The sequence below is a fragment of the Candidatus Nanogingivalis gingivitcus genome (assembly GCF_004151455.1).
Taxonomy (GTDB): Bacteria; Patescibacteriota; Saccharimonadia; order Saccharimonadales; family Saccharimonadaceae; genus Nanogingivalis; species Nanogingivalis gingivitcus.
Genome location: NZ_PRLK01000001.1, coordinates 117,020 through 136,145, shown reverse-complemented (window position 1 = coordinate 136,145; position 19,126 = coordinate 117,020). Strand labels below are relative to the sequence as shown.

Below are 19,126 nucleotides of genomic sequence, written 5' to 3'. Positions count from 1 at the left end.
TAGAATAGTCTATTAAATCTGGAAGTATTTTTTTATTATAGTCAATAAAAATTAAATTAGTGCGAGGTAAAAGTTCCCTTATGCTACTATTATTTAATATATTAGAATTAATAACTAGGTCTATATTTTTATTAGATTCTAAATACTTTTTGAAACTTTCCCAGTAGTTATCTGAAAAATTAGATTCAGCAATATAAATTATATTTGGTGTGAAGATGGGGTTTTGCCATTGAATCTCTTTAGGTTTAGAAGATAATATAACACTTTTTGTGTTATGAGTTATTATATACCTATTTAAAATCTGTTCTTCTTGTTCTTTGCTTAATTTATTTCCATAATTTAGTCCTCTTGGATTAAAAGTTGAAAAGCTTTTGAAATGGGCGGAAGTAAAAATATTTTCACTAATAAAAATACCACCATATACACCATATTGGCTTTTATAGTTAAGTGTTGAATCATCAAAAGTTAAATCGTAATGAAAATTATTTATTTCGTCTTTATATGTTTTTTGGTTATCTATATCTAAAAAGATGTCTCTAGTTGCATTACCTATAGATAGTATTATCGGTTTCATTTCCCACCCTTTAATAAAATTATAATTCTTCTGCTTATAATTTTACTATAATTAGATTAAAATAACAAATAAGCGATAGTTTAATATATAATTGAATCTAGATGAATAAATTAAAAGAAAAGTTAAAACTTTTACCCGTGTCGGCAGGCGTATATTTTCATAAAGACTTAAATGGAAATATAATTTATATTGGCAAAGCTGCTAACTTAAAAAATAGGGTTAGATCTTATTTTCAATCCGTACAGCTAAAAGATACTAAGACTCAAGCACTAGTTAAAGATATAGATGATATTGAATGGATAGAGGTTGATAGTGAAATAGATGCACTTTTTTTAGAAAGTGAAATGATAAAACGTTATAAACCACGGTACAATATCTTACTTAGAGACGATAAAAATGTTAGTTATGTATGTATTAAGCAGTTAGAAATACCTTTTATAACAATAACTAGACTACCTGATGGAGAAGTAGAGTGCTACGGTCCTTTTTATAGTATTACTTCTATTAGAAAAGCCTTGAAAATTTTACGAAAAGCTTTTCCGTATTATGACTCTCCGAATTTACCTAGAAAAAATAATTTAGATAGCCAGTTAGGGCTCACTCCTAATCTTGAGAATTTAGAGAAAAATACGGAAATTTATAATAAAACACTTAAAAAATATAAAGATAACTTAAAGAAGATAGCTAAATATTTAAAGGGTCAAGGGCGAGATATATATAAAGAAATTGAACTAGAGATGGTTGATTTTGCTAATAATTATAATTTTGAATTAGCTATTCAAAGGAGGAATCAACTTAATATTCTAAAAGAATTGAACAAACAAGTTCTTTTTTCTCAAGATGAGCGTTTAGATATTTCCAAAGATGAAGCTCTAGCACAATTATCGGCATTATTTGGATTGGGGAAAGTTCCTAGAACTATTGAATGCTACGATATATCCCACATATCGGGTAGTGATACGGTTGGGTCAATGGTGGTGTTTAGTAATGGTGTTAGTGATAGGAAAAGATACCGTAAATTTAAATTAATAAATAAAAATAATGATTTTGAATCAATGAAAGAATTGGTTTTAAGGAGGTTTTCTAGTTCATACATTAATACTACGCCAGATATAGTAATAATAGACGGAGGAATGAACCAGTTAGAAATTGTTTTTAATGCTATACCTAAAAATATAATTACTATTGGTATAGCAAAGAGAAATGAGGAAATAATTATTCACAAGCTTAAGTCTAATATTGATCAAGAGATATTAGATGATATTAAAAAAAATAAAGATATAAAAGTTACTATAGATAAAGATTTTTATATTATAAATTTACATCCAAAGCAAAAGCATAATTATGGACATGCTAAAAATTTACTTGGAGATAATAATTCTAAATATAATGACTTAACAAAATTAATTCAAAGAATTAGGGATGAATCACACCGTTTCGCTATCAATTATCATCGACAAATAAGGACTAAAAGCCAAATAAGAAATGAATTAGAAGATATTGATGGAATAGGAACTAAAACTAGAAGAATATTATTAAAATATTTTAAATCAATATCTAAAATTAAGGATAGCTCATTTGAAGAAGTAGCCCAAATAATAGGTAAAGATAAAGCTAGGAAAATAAAAAATCATTTTAAATAAGAATTTGAGATTTACGCTTTTATTTGCTAAAATATTATGGTATATAGAGGCTTTGTGGTGGGAAAAAATACTATAAAAAAACAATTAAGAAGGTTGAGTGCCTTAAAAACATGGCAGTTATTAATTCTGTTATTTTTAGTTTTATTTATTGCTACAACTACATTAAGAATTAATAATGTAGGAATGGTTCAAAGAAGGGCTGCTGTATTAGAGGCTGATAAAAATCTAGATGAGGAGGCAGCTGCCAGACATCTCATAGCATTAAAAGATTATGTAAATAGCCACATGAATACAGATCCAGGAAAGATCACCCTAGAACATATACTAGAAAGAGATAACGAAAAAGCCATAAGAGAAACAGAAAGAAAAACTAGGGGAAATCCTAATGGCAATATTTTTAAAAAAGCAGAAGAAGTGTGCCGCCCAAGATTTAAATATGGCTACTCTGTAGCTTATCAACAATGTATTATTGATGAACAGAATAAATATCCTACAAATGAAAAACTTGATGACAAAGTTACTCTTCCAATAGTAGAAAAATATGAGTATACTTTCTCCGCACCTACTTGGTCACCTGATATTGCTGGATGGACTGTTGTTGTGGCGATACTATTATCATTGCTTATAGTAATTAAAATTATATTTATATCAATATTAAAACTATTATTATCTAGGTATCGTCCTAAGATATAAAAGTATTGACACTAGTGTTTTTAAAGTGTAAAATTATTTATATAACAGTAGTAATGAAAGGATGAAGATGGCTTACAGTCAAACAAATTCAAAAGGTGTTCAATATTTTCTACATAAAAGCGAAGTAACATTACGTGGAGGAAAGCCACAAACTATTTATTTCTTTGCTAAAAAAGAAAAAAATGATAAGGGTGAACCTTGCGATTTACCAGAAGACCGTATTGTAAAAGAAAATCCACGCAACGGATTTCTAACTGTTTCACGCAAAAAATAGTTTATTATTATAAATAAAATTACTTAAAAAACGAGTATGTGAATACTCGTTTTTTAATATTTCTTATAGTGTATTTAAACCAAAATAAAAAAGCTCTTTTTGAGCTTAATGGTAGGGGATGTAGGAATCGAACCTACGACCAATCGTGTATGAGACGACTGCTCTAACCGCTGAGCTAATCCCCCTCGTTATTTAATTTTACCATAATATTTGCTATAATTAAAGAGTGAAAATTCAAGAAATAAAAACACAAATTTATCGCTTAAAATTTAAATTTAACAAACAGGTTTTGACTGGTAATAATATTTTTATAGCTACTGTTGTGTTTTTTGCTGTTATATGGGTTTGGGGGAATATTTCTGTTATGGAAAAGAACTATTCTTTGCAGAAAAAATTAGAGCTTAAAAAAAGAGAGCAATTAATTGGCGAGATTGAGTATGAAACGCTAAAATATGAACAGAAATATTTAAAAAGTACCGAATACCAAGAACTGGCAGCTAGAAGCAAACTAGGGCTTGCAGATAAAGGCGAAAAGGTTTTGATTCTAGATAAATATCCTGAAGAAACTAAAAAAGAAAATAAAGTAGAAAAACAATCAAACTTTAAACAGTGGGTAAACTTTTTATTTGGTGGTAATGCTTATAAAAGCTCAACTAAACAATAAAAATGTTGACAAATAAAAAAAAGAATGATAACATTGTATATATTATATCGCGGGATGGAGCAGTCTGGTCAGCTCGCTTGGCTCATAACCAAGAGGTCGTAGGTTCAAATCCTACTCCCGCAACCAAGTATGAATATTAAAAAGCCTCGTGCGAGCGGGCTTTTTTTGTTACAATAAAAAGGAAAGTAATATGTTTAATAAAGCTAAGATTAATAAAATTATAGGTTCAGTAGTAATTATATTAGGTACTATTATCTTTATAACATCTTTTTAATATTATGAAACGAAAAATATTAGGTATAGACCCAGGTACAGGTATATTAGGCTTTGGTGTAATTGAGTGCGAAAGAGGAAAGCCACTTAAAATATTAGATGCAGGAGTTATCTCTACTCCTGCTCATACACCTATAGAAAATAGGCTAGAAGAAATATTTAATGGTATTAACGAAATTATTGCTCTCAATTCACCTGATGAAGTATCTATTGAAAAGTTATTTTTTACTAATAATATAACTACCGGTATATCAGTAGCGGAAGCAAGAGGTGTTGCTATATTGTGTGCTCAATTATCTAAAATACCAATATCTGAATATACACCGTTACAAATAAAACAAACTCTAACTGGCTATGGAAAAGCAGATAAAAAACAGGTACAAGAGATGGTTAAAATCACTTTAGGATTAAATAAAATTCCAAAACCAGATGATGCTGCCGATGCTTTAGCTGCAGCTATAACGCATTATTATATGACTAATACTAATAGCTAGTTTTAAGGTTATGATAAAATAGTATTATGATTGCACATATCTCTGGTAAAATAGCAGAAAAATTTAATGGTAGTATTATTGTTGACGTATCTGGAGTAGGGTATGAGGTTATTGTGCCGCAATACGAATATGATAAAGCAATGCTAGATAATAGCATTAAATTATATACGTACCACCATATTAGAGAGCAGAGTCAGGAACTATTTGGTTTTTCTAGTTTAGCTGCTAAAAAAATATTTGAATTATTAATAACTGTTCAAGGAATTGGTCCTAAAGCTGGTATTGCAATTATGAGCCTCGGAGATTACGAGCAAGTTCGTAATGCTATAGCTAATGAGGATAGTAAATATATTCAAAAAGCAAATGGGGTAGGTAAAAAATCTGCAGAAAGAGTGATTGTTGATTTAAAGGATAAGGTAGGTATAGCAACAAGCTACAATGCTGAGGAAGAAAAAGTCAATGGCGACATATCAGGAGATGAAGCTTTAGAAGCTCTAGTAGCTTTAGGCTTTAACCTTAAGGACGCCATATTAAGCTTAAAAGATATACCTGAAGATTTACCTGTTTCGGAAAGAGTAAAAATTGCTTTAAAAAATGGAATTTAAAAAGGCTACACAAGTTGTGTAGCCTTATATTTATAATCAGGACATGAAGCTTTTTCTTGATGCACACATAAGTGCTTTTCTAAGGAAACCTAAGTCTTGAATTTCTAGATCTTCTAGATCTTCTAGTTTTAGCTTTCTGTAAGTTAAAGCCATTTTTTGGTCGGTTTTTTTATTGTTGCTAGCAACATAAATACTACCGTTTCTGATACCTAGTGCAAATAGATTATTGCTATAATCTAAAACTATAGCTCTTTCTTTGCGATTATCAGTTTCAATTTTTGAAATAGTGCAGTGATATAGATTTCGTTTTTCTCTAAATCTTTTTAGAATTCTATTAGCTTCTTCATTGAAGCTTGAGTTAAAGAAGTCTAACAGACTTTTTCTGTCTCTTAACTGTAAATCGCTATTACAGTTTAAAGCATGAGCGAAAAGCATATTACCATTGATTTCGTTATTGAAGCTAGGTATTTTAATACCGTTTCGATCAGAAAGAGTATTTCTTTCTTTAGGCAGTTTAATAACTTCCCCAAATCCTTCAATTTGATAATGCTTATCTAGGTTTTTAAGCGTTATTTTGTCGCCAAAAGAGGTGTATTTTACTACACTTTTTTCTTCTTCTTGCTCGAAGAAAATATCTAATCGATTTACGAGTATCTGTGTCCTTAAAAATATTGTCATATCTTATATGACCTCCTTGTAATGTTCTTACTAACTATAGAATAGCTAGCATAACAACATTATATATTATTTTACGAAAAAATCAAGCATAAGCACATTTTTTGTAATATAAATCAAATTTTAAAAGCCTCAACTTATATTGAGGCTTTTAAATAAAAATAATATCTGGTAGTAGCGGCGGGGATTGAACCTGCGACCTTAGGCTTATGAGTCCTACGCTCTAACCAACTGAGCTACGCTACCATAATGATAATAATTATAACATATTAATTATTAAAATAAAATATTAGACCCTTATTTTGCTTTAAGGGTCTAATATTATTTAGAATAAATCATCAAAATCTTCAAAGCTAGATATTTTTGATTCAATAAAGTTTCTTAATTCTTTTCTAGTTCTTTGGCGATCCCAAGATGCCATTTTTTCGTGTCTTGCCATTTTTTCCTTTTTATTTTTATTAATTTATTGTAATTATTATATTAACATATTTTTTTACAAAAGTCAATAGTAAGGAGAGATATTTTATTGCTTTTAGCTTAAGTTTATAATATAATTTACATAAGTATTATGGATATTCTAACGGTTTTTATGGTGATAATTTTAGCATCAGTAGTTCATGCTAGCTTTCACTTAAGTACTAGCACTATGCTATCTTTAGGCAATAGCTTGCTAAGTAAAAAAAAGAATAATTATACTATTACAAAATTATCATTAGCTATGGTTTTTGGGTGCATTTCAGCATCAATAATACTTTTTTCCAGTTTTGCTCATTTCTCTGAGCTATTTTACGATATAACATTTTCTAAAATTACCTGGGCTATAATAGTCGGCTTATTAATATCTACAGGTATTTCCATATGGTTGTTTTATTATAAAAAGAATAAAGATAGTAATTCCTTATGGATTCCTGTGCCTATGTCTAAATATATTGCTACTAGAACAAAAAAGACTGTGCATTCTGCAGAATCATTTTATTTAGGTTTTGTAAGTATTTTTACTGAAATATTATTCTTTTTCGCCCCATTGTCTGTAGCAACACTGTTAGCATCTATATTGCCGCTAGCTTATCAATTTGTTGCAATTGTTTTATATGTTTCAATTGTGAACTTTCCTATTTTTGTTATAGCTTGCTTAATTTCGGGCGGTCATAATATTATAGATATCCAAAAATGGAGGGATAGAAATAAAGGTTTCTTTCAATTTTTTGCTGGATTAGGACTAATTTTAATGTCTGTATGGGTGATATTAGTCTTTTTTATCCCTAACATTGTAAAGGGTATGTAATGAGGTTGGTAGTAAAATCTAACGGAATAGTTGAAGAATTTGAGGTAGATAAACTTAAAAGAAGTTTGGAATTAAGCTTTAACATCGCGAATTCTCCAGACGGCCAAAAGAAGATTTATATTGATAGAATATTAAAAAGTTTTATGAAATGGATTAAAGATAAACAAGAAATCACCTCGGCAGATATAAAAAGAATAATTATTATATATATGGAAGAGATATATCCAGATGTAGCCTATATATATAAAAATTTTAAAAAGATAGGGTAGGGATAAGATGGTAAAAAGAAATTTTGATTATGATTTAATAGTGATAGGAACTGGTGCTGGAGGTAGCGCTGCTGCTAATATTGTATCTAAGTCGGGAATGAAAGTTGCTGTAGTGGAAGATTTCCTTTTAGGTGGGGAGTCTCCAAACAATACAGATATTCCAAAAATGGCTTTAATGAGAATTGCAAAATCTATTTATGATATTAAAAAAATGTCAAAAGTAGGTGTTAGAAGTGAGCACTTAAGTTATAATTACCCTAGAATATTAGACTGGAAAAAGCATGTAGTTTACCGTACAGGTGTTAAAGATAGCGAAAAATTTTATCAAAAACTTGGAGTTGATGTATATAAAGGTAGGGCACATTTTTTAACCCCTAATGAAATAACCGTAAATAAAAAACATCTTTCTGCAAAATATTTTCTAATTGCTACAGGGTCAGACTTTATTCCTGAAGGAGTTAAGAATATAAATAATATTAATTATTTAACTCCTAAAACTATCTTCAGTATTACACGTCCACCTAAAAGTATCTTTATTATAGGCGGTGGTCAAGAATCTATAGAAATTGCACAAATTTTGTCTATTTTTGGAACTAAAGTATATATTAGTGATAAATCCTCTAGACTATTACCAAGAGAAGATGAGGAGGTCTCTATTGCTATGGAAAATATTTTAGTAGAGGACATGAATATATTTGCCTTGCCTCAAACTAGAGTTTTAGCAGTAGAAAAAGATGGTTCTTATAAAAAAGTTATTTTTCATCGTGGTGGTCAAGAAAAATCTGTTAAAGTTGAGGAAATCCTAGTTGCTTCTTCGAGAAAGCCAAAAACAGATATAGGTTTAGAAAATGCTCATATTGAATATAATGACAATGGTATAATAGTTAATTCTTATTTACAAACTTCTATGAAGCATATTTATGCAAGTGGTAGCGTTGTTGATTCTTCTTATTCAACATCAGAAATATTAACACATAGTAGAATTGCAGCGCATAATATAATCAAGGCAAAAGCAAGAGTATCGCTACACGATAATTTATCACCAAGGGTTATTTTTGGTTGTCCTGAAGTTGCAGTAGTAGGTTTAACCGAAGATGATTGCATTAAGAGAGATTTAAAAATTAAAACTTCCATAGCTCCACTGCAGTTAATTGCTAGAAGTAATACTGAAGATTTTAGCCATGGTTTTGTTAAATTAATATGTGATAATAAGAGAAAAATTATTGGAGCAAGTATTGTTTCTCCTGAAGCTTCAAGCTTAATAGGAGAATTAGCTATTGCTATAAAATATGGTATGACTGTAGATGAAGTAACAAACATAATACATCCGTTCCTTGGCTGGAGCGAGGCTATTAGGGCTGCAGCCTATCGTATAAAGTAATTTTTGACTTTCTTTTTAGTTAATGATATAATTTAACCTGTTACGCACTTGTTTAATCAAGTAAAAAATATTTCAAAGGAATACAATATGGCAAAAAAAGTTATAGGAAATCTAAAATTACGTATTCCAGCTGGACGTGCAACTGCAGGACCTCCAGTTGGTTCTACTCTTGGTCAATGGGGTCTAAATATGATGGATTTCATTAACCCATTCAACGAAGCTACAAAAGATATGATGGGTAAAGATGTTATTGTCCATCTACAAGTTTTTGAAGACCGTACATTTAAGTGGAAATCACTTGGTCAACCAGTTGATGATATGATTCGTGACCGTGCTGGCATTCAAAAAGGTGCTGGAAATAGTAAAACTGACAAAGTTGGAAAAATTTCTAAAGCTCAATTACAAGAAATAGCTGAAATAAAGATGGAGCATTTAAACGCTGTATCTATAGAAGGGGCTATGAAAACTATTGCCGGTACTGCTAGGTCAATGGGTGTAGAGATTACAGAATAATAAATTTTATAACAAATAAATTCGTTCTAAATGGGGCGAATTTATTTTTTATTTATCTTTTTAATTAAAAAATTATATAATAATCATATATGAAAAAACACTTAATACTTGTTGTTAATCCACGATCAAGTGGCTTTAAACTGGTTGAAAAAAAGATATTGTCATTCTTGAACAATAAATGTTTTAATGACGACCAACTTTCGGTTTTTGAAATTCAACCAACTACGCCAATGGAAAATACTCAAGAGATGGCTAAAATTTTGCATAGTGGTGATATTATTTTAGTTGCTGGTGGAGATGGAACTGCACATATAGCAAGTAATGCTGTAGCGATCTCTGGTCAAAAAAATATTAAAATGAAATTTACAGGGTTCGGTAATTTTAATGATTATGCCCATAGTTTTTCGAAAAACTCAGGTAAAGCTATGCTTCGTGCAATTGAGAGTGGCAAAATGAAAACAGAAATACACCCCCTTGAGATTAAAATTAATGGTAAATTTTTTCGCTATGCACCACTTTATGCTACTATTGGGCTAACTGCAGAAATGGCAGAAATTTTTGAAGGTAAAAAACTTAGAAGAGTATTAAAGAAGATTCATAGACGAAATTTACGATTAATACTGAGTTTATTTGCTGCAACACGTTTTTATTTTAAACATCGTAAAAAACATCTAATGAAAATTGAAAGTATTAGTTTAGATGATAAAGAATATAGCCTCCCAAAAAAAATAGTAACAGATCTTGTTTTTATGAACGGTCCACGTATGGCGCGAATTATGAGGAGCTCGGCTAATAAAATTGACAATAAAAATTTTGGTTTTAGTGCTTTAAACTCAGCAAATCTTATTAAAAATGTACCTTTTCTATTATCTGGAATTATAGGAAAAATCCCCCTAACTCGCACTAAAAAAGTAGGGATAGAGTTTAAAAAACCAAGAAAAATCACTATTCAAATTGAGGGCGAAGCGATTAAGGTTGAAAAAGTTTCTAAAATTGAAGTTAAAATTTGTGATAATATAAAAATCGCAATTTTATAGAGCATTTTCAGGCTCTTTTATTTTAGCATTTATTGATTTTTACCCTTAAAAATGGTATTATATACAAGATAAATATAAATCAATGTTGGGAGACGAAAAGTCGTAATTACCACAGAAAGGACATTTTTAAGAAAATGGCTAAGAAAAAAGCTGATCTTATAGAAGAAGCTAAAGCTTTAGGGCTAGAAGTTTCTGAAAAAATGACTATAGCAGAAATAAATGAAGCTATAAAAGGTTATAAAGCAGAAGAAATTGCTGAAGAAATCGTAGAAGCAATTGAAGTTGCTGAAGCTATTGAAGAAGTAGCTGAAGAAAAATTCGCTAAAAGCGGTAAAAGAAGTAAAAAACACGCTGAAGAAGTTCTTGCTAAAGAAGAAAAAGAAGCTAGAAAAGCTTCTGGTGACACTACACCTTTAGATGGTAGCGAAGTTCTAAAAGCAAAAGGTCCAAAACCTGTAACTAGGCCTAGAATTGAACGTCGTGGTAAAAAATACCAAGAAGTTGCTAAGAAAATTGAGAAAAATAAAGTTTACAGCTTAGCTGAAGGTCTAAAACTTGCTACTGAAACTAATCCAGCTAAATTTGATGCTAGTGTTGAAGTTCATGTTAAATTAGGTGTAGATCCAAGACAGGCTGACCAAAATATTCGTACTACAGTTGTATTACCTAATGGAACAGGTAAAAATGTAAAAGTTGCTGTATTTGCTCCTGAAGATATGCATGAAAGTGCTAAAAAAGCTGGTGCCGATATCGTTGGTGACGAAACATTCCTAAAACAATTAGACAAAGAAGAATTAAACTTTGATGTATTAGTAGCAACTCCAGCATATATGCCAAAACTAGGAAAATATGCTAGATTACTTGGACCACGTGGCCTTATGCCAAACCCTAAAGCTGGTACTGTAGCAGTAGATGTTGCTAAAGCTGTAGAAGAAGCTAAAGCTGGTAAGGTTGAATACCGTGTAGATAAACAAGCCATTGTGCATTTATCTGTAGGTAAAGTATCTTTCGGTGAAGAAAAGTTAAGTGAAAACGCAAAAGCATTCTTTGATAGCTTGGCAGCACAAAAACCTTCAAGCTTAAAAGGTGCATATGTTAAATCTGTAAATATTTCTACTTCACAAGGTCCAAACATTAAAATTGAAAATCCAATTGCTTAATAAAGGCCTATGTAATTAAAAAATAACCTACCAATGTGTGGGTTATTTTTTAATTACAAAAATTGATATTAATATAAGCTTATGCTAATATTAGGTTATACTAACAAAAACTCTTTTTATGGAGATAAAATATGAAAAAATACTTTTTTATAATATTTCTCGGTATAATTAGCTCTATATTATTTAATAACTTTAGCTTTGCATCTACTAATAATGTTTATTTTTCTAGAATATCTTTAGCGAATAATAGGGAGTTTATTCAAATTAAAAATCAAGGAATAAGCACTCATTTTAATAATTTAAGAATTACTGATAAAAATAATCAAGAGCTTTTCCATTTAAATTCTGGTAATTTAGGGCAAAATTCTTATATATTAATAGCTCAAAATAAAGAGGCAGATTTAACATATAATAAAGCTAAAATAAATAAAAAAACAATTCTAAAACTTTTTATTGATAATCAGTTAATTAATTATTTCTGTAATGATGAAGACTCAATTTGTAATAAGTACGGTTTAATTAAAAATGCCGAAGGGGATGAAAAAAAGAATTTTATAAATAAAGCTGAGGGTAATAATAGTGATGATGAATCATTAGAATTTGGTAATATTTTAGGTAGTGAAGAAATAAGCTATGGTGGTTACACAGCTGACAGTAAAGAGGAAAATGTAGAAGAAAGTGAGGAGCATTTAAATCCTAAAAAAGAGGATCCTATAGATAAAGAAGATAAGCAAAAAATAAATAATTGTAATAGTTTAAGAATTAACGAAATATTTAGCGATAATAAAAACTCTTTCATAGAGCTTGTAAATAAAGAAGATCATAGAATTTCTGTTAAGTTATGTACTTTAGCTATTAAATACGGTAATAAAGAACAATTTTATAGAATTAAAAATAAAGAGATAGATAAATACTTTATTACTAATAATGAAGATGCTGAAATTATATTACCTCTAAAAAATAAAGTAGAAATATATTTGTTAGATGAAAACGATAATGAAATAGACTCAGCTATTATTCACGGAGGGGTAAGAGGTAAAAGTTGGGTTAAACAAAATAATACTTGGGTTCAAACCTATAAAATTACTAAGGGTGAAGAAAATATTTTCCAGCCTTGCCGAGAGGGGTATTATTTAAATAATAAAAGTGGTAGATGTATTAAAAAGCCTAACATAGAAGAGAAGAAAAGAATATGTAAAGATGGTTCAGAGTATAGTAACAAAGAGCAAAAATGCATTATAAATAAAACAGAACCTCATAAAATAGTTTCTCATAATAATATTTCAGTTAAACAATGTCCAAAAGGGTACTATCTTAACCAAAGCACTAACAGGTGTAGAAAACAATCTACGCTAATAGCTTATAAAACTCTAACTCCTTGTCGAAATGGTTATTTTAGGGATGAAAACACAAATAGGTGTAGAAAAATAGCTATTATACATAATAACGAAAATATATGTAAAGATGGATATGAGAAGAATCCAGATACTGGTAGATGTCGTAGAATAGTTAAAAATGTCGGTGCAAGCGATCCTGTAAAAAATAATGATGGTATTAATAAAATAAATAATCAAGAAACTAAAGTAGAATTTACAGGTTGGTGGCTAGTTGCTGGTATAATGGTTATATTAATATCATTTATAGCTTTAAATTTTAAAGAAAAAATAATTCAAATAGTAAAGAAGGGTATAAAAAAATAGTGTTACTATTAGCTACAAAAATTAAGAAAACTCCAATAATGAGCCTACAAACAGGTTCTCAAATTGCTTTAATTGGAGATGCGATAGTAAATCCGGAAGATTTAAGCATTATAGCTTATGAGACTGATGAGAATCAATTTTCTAATGAAAGGCTTTTAATTAGGGTAGCAGATCTTAGGGAATTATCTCGACTAGGTTTTATTATTGATTCTGGGGAAGAATTTGTTAAACCAGAAGATGTAATTAAAATTAATGACATTCTTAAACTCAATTTTAAACTAGAGGGGTTAAAAGTTATAGATCAAGATGGTAATAAAGTAGGGACAATTATTGACTATACAATAAGCCTTGCCAATTTTAGCGTTCAGCAGTTAATAGTTAAAAGGCCTCTGCTAAAAAGCCTTAATGTTGCAACTTTAACTATTCATCGCAATCAAATTACTGAAATAGATGATGAAAAAATAATTATCAAATCAGAACTTGAATCTACTCCTAGGAAAAGAGCAGAGCAAAATGAGAATTTTGTACCAAATTACGTGAACCCTTTTAGATAGGTGTATAGTTGAAAACATTTTTTTAAGCTGATAAAATAAATATAGATATAAGAGGAGGAGTATGGCAAAAACTAAAAAGGAAATGAATGATATTTCAAATAATGACGGAAAAAAGCAGGCACTAGATTTAGCTATAGCACAAATTTCTAAACAATTTGGTGATGGTTCAATTATGAAGCTAGGTGAAAACCATAAAGTTGATGTTGAGCTTTTACCTAGTGGTAGCCTTTCTATTGATTTGGCTTTAGGTGGTGGCTACCCTAAGGGTAGGATTATTGAAATTTATGGTCCTGAATCAAGTGGAAAAACAACTTTAACTCTTCATGCTATTGCAGAAATTCAAAAGCAAGGTGGTACGGCTGCTTTTATTGATGCCGAGCATGCTTTAGACCCAGCTTATGCAAAAAAATTAGGTGTAGATACTGAAAATTTACTTGTTGCACAGCCTGATAATGGTGAGCAAGCTTTAGAAATTTGTGAAACTTTAGTTCGTTCAAATGCAGTTGACTTAATTGTGGTAGACTCTGTAGCTGCTCTAGTTCCTCAAGCTGAAATTGATGGCGACATGGGTGATTCACATATGGGTCTTCAGGCTAGATTAATGAGTCAAGCATTAAGAAAACTTACAGGAATCATCAATAAATCAAAAGCTACAGTTATTTTTATTAACCAAATTCGTATGAAAATAGGTGTAATGTTTGGTAATCCTGAAACTACAACTGGTGGTAATGCATTAAAGTTTTACGCTTCAGTTAGGGCAGATATTAGAAGAATTTCCCAAATTAAGCAAGGTGACGATATTATAGGTAATAGAACAAAAGTTAAAATTGTAAAAAATAAAATTGCTGCACCTTTTAGAACTGCCGAATTTGATATTATGTACAATGAGGGTATTTCAAAAACTGGTGATATTCTAGACCTAGCTGTTGAAAATGAAGTAGTGGCAAAATCGGGGGCATTTTATAAATATAATGATCAAAATATTGGCCAAGGAAGAGAGAATGCCAAAAGATACTTAAAAGATAATCCTGAAATAATGGAAGAAATTGAAAAGAAAGTTAGAAGTATTCTTTTTGGTGAAGAAGCTACTACAGAGGAAGCTAAGCAAGAACAACAAGCTTAATATATGGAAATATTTGACAGCTTAAATTTTAATGAAAAAGAAGCAACTTTGAGAAATGAAGAAGTTGCTTCTTCTATTTTAGTTATAACAGATATACGGCAGGCAGTAAGGTCAGAGAATAGGGTAAATATTTTCGTAAATAATAAATTTAGCTTCAGCCTAGATGTTTACCAAATTACAGAACTTGGTATTAGGGTAGGGCAAAAAATAAATGAAGAAGAACTATTAGAATTAGAAAAACAAAGCCAATTTGGGAAAATATATTCAAGGGCAGTAGAATATTGCTTAATGAGACCACATTCTAAAAAAGAAGTTTATAATTATTTGCAAACTAAAACTTTAGATAAGCCAGCTAAAAAACGAAGTGGTGAGCTATTTATTAAAAAGGGTATACCTAAAGATATTGTTTTGCCAGTGATTAATAGGCTAGAAGAAAAAGGTTATATTGATGATAATAAGTTTGCTACCTATTGGGTAAATAACCGAAATTATAGAAAAGGTATTTCTGTAAAAAAAATTAAAAGTGAGCTTATAACAAAAGGTGTTTCTAGTGATATTATTGAAAATGCAATTAGTGAATCTTCAAGAGATGATCAAAAAGAAATTATAAAAGTAATTAATAAAAAAAGATCTAAATATAATGATGAACAAAAGTTAATCAATTATTTAATGAGGCAAGGCTTTAAATATGATGATATTAAAAAAGCTATTGCAAATCCACAAGAGTAAAGTGTGTGTTTTTATACCTTATATGTTAAAATAAAGTGTAATGGCTATAGAGCGTATATTAGACCCTGAGGTTATAGAAGAAGATAGGCTAGAAGCAGAAGTAAAAGAAGAGGTTACGCTGCGACCCTCTAGTTTTGATGAGTATATTGGTCAAGAAAAAATAAAGAAAAACCTTAAACTTGCCATAAGTGCAGCTAAAAAAAGAGGGGATTGTATTGACCATGTTCTATTATATGGTCCTCCAGGACTGGGAAAAACTACTATGGCTAATGTTATAGCTAAGGAAATGGGTGTTAGTTTAAGGGTTACTTCTGGGCCAGCTGTTGAAAAAGCAGGAGATTTAGCTTCTATATTAACAAACTTGCAAGATGGCGATATCTTATTTATTGATGAAATACATAGATTGCCTAGAACGGTTGAAGAGATATTGTATTCTGCTATGGAAGATTACAAGTTAGATATTATTATAGGCAAAGGTCCAGCTGCTAGGTCTGTAAGGTTAGATTTACCACGGTTTACAGTTATTGGTGCTACAACTAAAACAGGTTCATTATCAGCACCACTAAGAGATAGATTTGGCCATATTTATAGGCTAGAATTTTATACGCCTAGTGAAATAAGCTTAATCATTACTAGGTCTGCAAAAATTTTAGGAATAGACATAACGGCTAAAGCTAGTAGTATGCTGTCTACTAGAGCAAGGCTAACACCACGAATAGCTAATAGGTTAATTAAGCGTGTTAGGGATTATGCAGAAGTTAACGGTGGTATAGTTGATGAAGAAAACACTAAAAAAGCTTTAAAAATGTTAGAGATTGACGAATTAGGATTAGATTCAGCTGATAGGAATTTAATAAGTTCAGTTATTGAAAATTATAATACTCGGCCAGTTGGCTTGAATACTATGGCAGCACTTACGGGTGATGAGCCATCAACAATTGAAGATTTTTATGAACCTTACTTAATGCAAATAGGATTTATCCATAGAACGCCAAGAGGGAGAATAATTACTAGAAAAGCTTTTAATCACTTAGGAAAGGAATGGGAAGATGGAGAATAATAGCTTAGCCGATAGACTAACTCAAGAAATGGAAGAAAAAAAAGTTCAGCAAGAGCAAGGTGTTTATAATGCTGAAATAGTTAGGAGAAGGGAAAAATCTTTAGCAAAATATCCTGATGTATCTTTAGATAATGATGAATATGTTGTTGTGTCTGTTAAAAGACATTATATTGGTTATGTAGGAACTTTAATAATATCTTTATTTTTATTTATTGTATTAACAAGCCTTTGGATATTATTATCTTTTGTTCGTACTAAAATTGTACTCCCTGAAAATATTAAAGCTAATTTATCTATCTTTTTCTTACCAATCATAGCATTGTTACTAGTATTAAGTTATGTTAATTATACTGTTTATAAGGCTAACAAATTAATAATAACCAATGAAAGAGCTTTACAGTGGATCGTTAGTGGTATTTTAAATACTAAAAAACAGGTAATTAATTTAGAATCTATTGAAGATATTAGCTTTACGCAAGTTGGTGTTATGCAACATTTATTTAACTATGGAACAATTAAATTAAGTACCATAGGTGATGAATCTACCTATACATTCAATTTTGCCCCCGATCCTAGTAAAAAAGCAGAGCTTTTAGGTGATATAGTAGAAGCTTGCAAGAAAAAAGAACCTATATCTGAAGAATTACTGAGTTTAGGTGAAAAAATGAGCATTTAAAAAATAAGGTGGCTAAATTCTTAGCTACCTTATTTAAAATATGTTTTTATTTATTGATTATTTTTTACGTAAGGGTCTTCTTTCTCTAGGTTGCTTTTTAGGGTATAGCCTTTACACTTACCTTCTTGACATCCTTTGGCCTCGTAAGAATATTCACTACCAGCTTCACCAAGATTTATACCAGACTTATCGGTAAATAAATTTGGGTCAATAGTATTAATATTTTTTTCACTAATTTTTTCTGGGTAATAGCCGTTATTTTTATAGAAAACATTTTCTAAGGAATAATAAATTGCATTTATGGCTGTTTTACGTTCATTATCGCGTTTAGAAGCCTCAAGGTCTGTTTTTTGAATGGTAAAGAATACTCCAGCAATAATGAGGAATATTACAACCACCACAACTTCAGGAATAGTAAACCCAGATTTATTTTTCATAAACAGTATTATACTATAAAATACTACTAAAAACCAGTTCTACGGAGTACTTCGCCAATAGTTGTTTCATTATTTAAGGCTTTAATTAGGCCGTCTTGCTTTAGTGTTGTAAATTTTTGGTCTAATAGTAACTCTTCTATATCTGAAGATGTTGGGCGAATATTAATTAGATTTTTTAAGCTATTATTTTTTTCATCAATTAGGCTAATTACTTCAAATAAGCTAGTTGTGCCAGTGTAATATAGGTAATTATTTTGATTTTTTATAGACGGAATTTGTGTAACATTACTCAGACTTGACGCCATAGCTACTTTAGAATTAAGCTCTTCTTTATATTGTTTTTCTAAGTGGTGTAGCTTATCTATGGAAATATTAAATTCATTCAAAAGTACTTTAGATTCAGTAGGCGATATTTTTTTAAGAGTACTAAATTTAGAGTTAATAGTCCTTATTAAAGATTGTCCTATAATAGCTAAAGTATTTGTAGATATTAGGAACGGTTCAATTCCTAAAAAGTTTAAGAAAGGTATAACATCAGTACTTTTATGTACTGGTAAGCTAGCAATTATTAATTTACCATTCATACTAGCGTTGAAAATTAGCTCTGCCGTTTCTTTATCTTTTATATTATCTACTAAAATAACATCAGGGTTTTGACTTAGTGCAGATTTAACTGAAAGGCTATATGAAAGACCTATTTTAGAATTTATTTGTGTTTGATTTATTGTAGTAATTCTTTTTTCTATTTGTTTTTCAACAGTTACAATATTTTTTTCGGCTGTATTTAAGAAATCAAGCAGAGCAAAGTTAGTTGTGTTTTTACCATCACCTACTGTAAAAATAATTCCTCTTGGCATTCGTAAAGCTTTTTTGACAGATCTTAAATTTTCACCCCAAAGTCCAATTTGGTCTAATTTTCTTACTGATGGTCTAGCCCTCATTAGGCGAAGGGTTATTTTATCTCCGTTCATAATAGGGGTTATTGAAATACGAATATTAGCTTTTCCATAAGATATTGTAGCCATTTGTGGAAAATGCTTTTCTTCAAAATTTAAATTTCCTAAGAATTTAAAATATTTAACAATATCATTCAAGTATTCAATGGGTAATTTGGATATAATATGTAAAATTCCATGAATGCGAAAACGAACAAGAACTAGCTCTTCCCTAGGTTCAATATGCACATCTGTAGCATGCATATTAAGTGCATTTTCAATAATTTTTTCAATTTCAAATTTAATGTGTTTCTTTACATTAAAAGATTTTTTACCCACCGTTTTCATTTTAATAATTATAACATATACACT

22 protein-coding genes and 3 tRNA genes are annotated in these 19,126 nt (G+C 30.0%); 19 read left to right on the top strand and 6 right to left on the bottom strand.

Annotated features, from left to right (window positions below; all coding sequences use genetic code 11):
- Positions 1-574 (bottom strand): hypothetical protein (locus G6CMJM_RS00675; RefSeq protein WP_129718560.1); only part of this gene is annotated, 574 nt, incomplete at its 3' end.
- A gap of 101 nt (positions 575-675) precedes the next feature.
- Here G6CMJM_RS00675 and G6CMJM_RS00670 point away from each other — a divergent pair.
- From G6CMJM_RS00670 to G6CMJM_RS00660, 3 genes are all read left to right on the top strand, one after another.
- On the top strand, positions 676-2,217 hold the full coding sequence (locus G6CMJM_RS00670) for a GIY-YIG nuclease family protein (protein ID WP_129718559.1): 1,542 nt from the start codon (positions 676-678) through the stop codon (positions 2,215-2,217).
- 54 nt (positions 2,218-2,271) lie between these two features.
- Positions 2,272-2,910, top strand: coding sequence for a hypothetical protein (locus tag G6CMJM_RS00665; protein WP_129718558.1), 639 nt, complete (start codon positions 2,272-2,274; stop codon positions 2,908-2,910).
- 67 nt (positions 2,911-2,977) lie between these two features.
- The gene (locus tag G6CMJM_RS00660; protein WP_129718557.1) at positions 2,978-3,184 is read left to right on the top strand and encodes a hypothetical protein; all 207 of its coding nucleotides are present in this window, start codon (positions 2,978-2,980) and stop codon (positions 3,182-3,184) included.
- Positions 3,185-3,293: 109 nt separating this feature from the next.
- On the opposite strand, the gene G6CMJM_RS00655 is transcribed toward G6CMJM_RS00660, so the two are convergent.
- Positions 3,294-3,369: transfer RNA gene (locus tag G6CMJM_RS00655), tRNA-Ile, on the bottom strand.
- Positions 3,370-3,410: 41 nt separating this feature from the next.
- Here G6CMJM_RS00655 and G6CMJM_RS00650 point away from each other — a divergent pair.
- The 4 genes from G6CMJM_RS00650 to ruvA all read left to right on the top strand — a co-directional run bounded on the left by G6CMJM_RS00650 (position 3,411) and on the right by ruvA (position 5,220).
- Positions 3,411-3,848, top strand: a complete 438-nt coding sequence (locus G6CMJM_RS00650; RefSeq protein ID WP_129718556.1) for a hypothetical protein — start codon at positions 3,411-3,413, stop codon at positions 3,846-3,848.
- Between the two features lie 48 nt (positions 3,849-3,896).
- Positions 3,897-3,974 (top strand) — tRNA-Met (locus tag G6CMJM_RS00645).
- Positions 3,975-4,126: 152 nt separating this feature from the next.
- Complete coding sequence (gene ruvC / locus G6CMJM_RS00640) at positions 4,127-4,615, top strand: crossover junction endodeoxyribonuclease RuvC (RefSeq protein WP_129718555.1); 489 nt, start codon at positions 4,127-4,129, stop codon at positions 4,613-4,615.
- A gap of 26 nt (positions 4,616-4,641) precedes the next feature.
- Complete coding sequence (ruvA, locus tag G6CMJM_RS00635) at positions 4,642-5,220, top strand: Holliday junction branch migration protein RuvA (RefSeq protein ID WP_129718554.1); 579 nt, start codon at positions 4,642-4,644, stop codon at positions 5,218-5,220.
- Between the two features lie 36 nt (positions 5,221-5,256).
- On the opposite strand, the gene G6CMJM_RS00630 is transcribed toward ruvA, so the two are convergent.
- Positions 5,257-5,898: a hypothetical protein gene (locus G6CMJM_RS00630; protein WP_129718553.1), complete on the bottom strand. Its 642-nt coding sequence runs from the start codon at positions 5,896-5,898 to the stop codon at positions 5,257-5,259.
- A gap of 166 nt (positions 5,899-6,064) precedes the next feature.
- Positions 6,065-6,141, bottom strand: a tRNA-Met gene (locus G6CMJM_RS00625).
- A gap of 322 nt (positions 6,142-6,463) precedes the next feature.
- On the opposite strand from G6CMJM_RS00625, the gene G6CMJM_RS00620 reads away from it, so the two are divergent.
- The 12 genes from G6CMJM_RS00620 to G6CMJM_RS00565 all read left to right on the top strand — a co-directional run bounded on the left by G6CMJM_RS00620 (position 6,464) and on the right by G6CMJM_RS00565 (position 17,382).
- Positions 6,464-7,180 (top strand): hypothetical protein, encoded by a 717-nt coding sequence (locus tag G6CMJM_RS00620; RefSeq protein ID WP_165302637.1) that lies wholly within the window; start codon positions 6,464-6,466, stop codon positions 7,178-7,180.
- The gene (locus tag G6CMJM_RS00615) at positions 7,180-7,449 is read left to right on the top strand and encodes an ATP cone domain-containing protein (protein WP_129718551.1); all 270 of its coding nucleotides are present in this window, start codon (positions 7,180-7,182) and stop codon (positions 7,447-7,449) included. The genes G6CMJM_RS00620 and G6CMJM_RS00615 overlap by 1 nt, the downstream gene beginning before the upstream one ends.
- A gap of 7 nt (positions 7,450-7,456) precedes the next feature.
- Positions 7,457-8,830 carry a dihydrolipoyl dehydrogenase family protein gene (locus tag G6CMJM_RS00610; protein ID WP_129718550.1) on the top strand — a complete coding sequence of 458 codons (1,374 nt, stop codon included), beginning with the start codon at positions 7,457-7,459 and terminating at the stop codon, positions 8,828-8,830.
- Positions 8,831-8,917: 87 nt separating this feature from the next.
- Entirely contained in the window at positions 8,918-9,343 is a 426-nt protein-coding gene (gene rplK, locus G6CMJM_RS00605; RefSeq protein WP_129718549.1) for a 50S ribosomal protein L11, read from the top strand.
- Positions 9,344-9,432: 89 nt separating this feature from the next.
- A complete protein-coding gene (locus G6CMJM_RS00600) occupies positions 9,433-10,380 on the top strand; it encodes a diacylglycerol/lipid kinase family protein (protein WP_129718548.1) in 948 nt (315 codons plus the stop codon).
- A 470-nt stretch (positions 10,381-10,850) separates the two neighbouring features.
- Entirely contained in the window at positions 10,851-11,540 is a 690-nt protein-coding gene (gene rplA / locus G6CMJM_RS00595; protein ID WP_129718565.1) for a 50S ribosomal protein L1, read from the top strand.
- A 131-nt stretch (positions 11,541-11,671) separates the two neighbouring features.
- Positions 11,672-13,240, top strand: coding sequence for a tumor necrosis factor receptor family protein (locus G6CMJM_RS00590; RefSeq protein ID WP_129718547.1), 1,569 nt, complete (start codon positions 11,672-11,674; stop codon positions 13,238-13,240).
- A complete protein-coding gene (locus G6CMJM_RS00585; protein ID WP_129718546.1) occupies positions 13,240-13,794 on the top strand; it encodes a PRC-barrel domain-containing protein in 555 nt (184 codons plus the stop codon). Before G6CMJM_RS00590 ends, G6CMJM_RS00585 begins: the two co-directional genes overlap by 1 nt.
- Positions 13,795-13,855: 61 nt before the next feature.
- A complete protein-coding gene (recA, locus tag G6CMJM_RS00580; RefSeq protein ID WP_129718545.1) occupies positions 13,856-14,917 on the top strand; it encodes a recombinase RecA in 1,062 nt (353 codons plus the stop codon).
- 3 nt (positions 14,918-14,920) lie between these two features.
- On the top strand, positions 14,921-15,646 hold the full coding sequence (locus tag G6CMJM_RS00575) for a regulatory protein RecX (RefSeq protein ID WP_129718544.1): 726 nt from the start codon (positions 14,921-14,923) through the stop codon (positions 15,644-15,646).
- A gap of 40 nt (positions 15,647-15,686) precedes the next feature.
- Positions 15,687-16,706, top strand: a complete 1,020-nt coding sequence (ruvB, locus tag G6CMJM_RS00570) for a Holliday junction branch migration DNA helicase RuvB (RefSeq protein ID WP_129718543.1) — start codon at positions 15,687-15,689, stop codon at positions 16,704-16,706.
- Positions 16,696-17,382, top strand: a complete 687-nt coding sequence (locus G6CMJM_RS00565; RefSeq protein ID WP_129718542.1) for a PH domain-containing protein — start codon at positions 16,696-16,698, stop codon at positions 17,380-17,382. The genes ruvB and G6CMJM_RS00565 overlap by 11 nt, the downstream gene beginning before the upstream one ends.
- Positions 17,383-17,432: 50 nt before the next feature.
- Here the strand turns inward: G6CMJM_RS00565 and G6CMJM_RS00560 are convergent, their stop codons facing one another.
- Together G6CMJM_RS00560 and G6CMJM_RS00555 are read right to left on the bottom strand one after the other, a co-directional pair.
- The gene (locus tag G6CMJM_RS00560) at positions 17,433-17,819 is read right to left on the bottom strand and encodes a hypothetical protein (RefSeq protein WP_129718541.1); all 387 of its coding nucleotides are present in this window, start codon (positions 17,817-17,819) and stop codon (positions 17,433-17,435) included.
- Positions 17,820-17,845: 26 nt separating this feature from the next.
- On the bottom strand, positions 17,846-19,102 hold the full coding sequence (locus tag G6CMJM_RS00555; protein WP_129718540.1) for a GspE/PulE family protein: 1,257 nt from the start codon (positions 19,100-19,102) through the stop codon (positions 17,846-17,848).
- Between the last annotated feature and the right edge of the window lie 24 nt (positions 19,103-19,126).

Bases quoted from the DNA above. Each gene is read 5' to 3' on its own strand.
- G6CMJM_RS00670 (WP_129718559.1), top strand. From the start codon at position 676: ATGAATAAATTAAAAGAAAAGTTAAAACTTTTACCCGTGTCGGCAGGC.
- G6CMJM_RS00660 (WP_129718557.1), top strand. From the start codon at position 2,978: ATGGCTTACAGTCAAACAAATTCAAAAGGTGTTCAATATTTTCTACAT.
- ruvC (WP_129718555.1), top strand. From the start codon at position 4,127: ATGAAACGAAAAATATTAGGTATAGACCCAGGTACAGGTATATTAGGC.
- ruvA (WP_129718554.1), top strand. From the start codon at position 4,642: ATGATTGCACATATCTCTGGTAAAATAGCAGAAAAATTTAATGGTAGT.
- G6CMJM_RS00630 (WP_129718553.1), bottom strand. From the start codon at position 5,898: ATGACAATATTTTTAAGGACACAGATACTCGTAAATCGATTAGATATT.
- G6CMJM_RS00620 (WP_165302637.1), top strand. From the start codon at position 6,464: ATGGATATTCTAACGGTTTTTATGGTGATAATTTTAGCATCAGTAGTT.
- G6CMJM_RS00615 (WP_129718551.1), top strand. From the start codon at position 7,180: ATGAGGTTGGTAGTAAAATCTAACGGAATAGTTGAAGAATTTGAGGTA.
- G6CMJM_RS00610 (WP_129718550.1), top strand. From the start codon at position 7,457: ATGGTAAAAAGAAATTTTGATTATGATTTAATAGTGATAGGAACTGGT.
- rplK (WP_129718549.1), top strand. From the start codon at position 8,918: ATGGCAAAAAAAGTTATAGGAAATCTAAAATTACGTATTCCAGCTGGA.
- G6CMJM_RS00600 (WP_129718548.1), top strand. From the start codon at position 9,433: ATGAAAAAACACTTAATACTTGTTGTTAATCCACGATCAAGTGGCTTT.
- G6CMJM_RS00590 (WP_129718547.1), top strand. From the start codon at position 11,672: ATGAAAAAATACTTTTTTATAATATTTCTCGGTATAATTAGCTCTATA.
- recA (WP_129718545.1), top strand. From the start codon at position 13,856: ATGGCAAAAACTAAAAAGGAAATGAATGATATTTCAAATAATGACGGA.
- G6CMJM_RS00575 (WP_129718544.1), top strand. From the start codon at position 14,921: ATGGAAATATTTGACAGCTTAAATTTTAATGAAAAAGAAGCAACTTTG.
- ruvB (WP_129718543.1), top strand. From the start codon at position 15,687: ATGGCTATAGAGCGTATATTAGACCCTGAGGTTATAGAAGAAGATAGG.
- G6CMJM_RS00565 (WP_129718542.1), top strand. From the start codon at position 16,696: ATGGAGAATAATAGCTTAGCCGATAGACTAACTCAAGAAATGGAAGAA.
- G6CMJM_RS00560 (WP_129718541.1), bottom strand. From the start codon at position 17,819: ATGAAAAATAAATCTGGGTTTACTATTCCTGAAGTTGTGGTGGTTGTA.
- G6CMJM_RS00555 (WP_129718540.1), bottom strand. From the start codon at position 19,102: ATGAAAACGGTGGGTAAAAAATCTTTTAATGTAAAGAAACACATTAAA.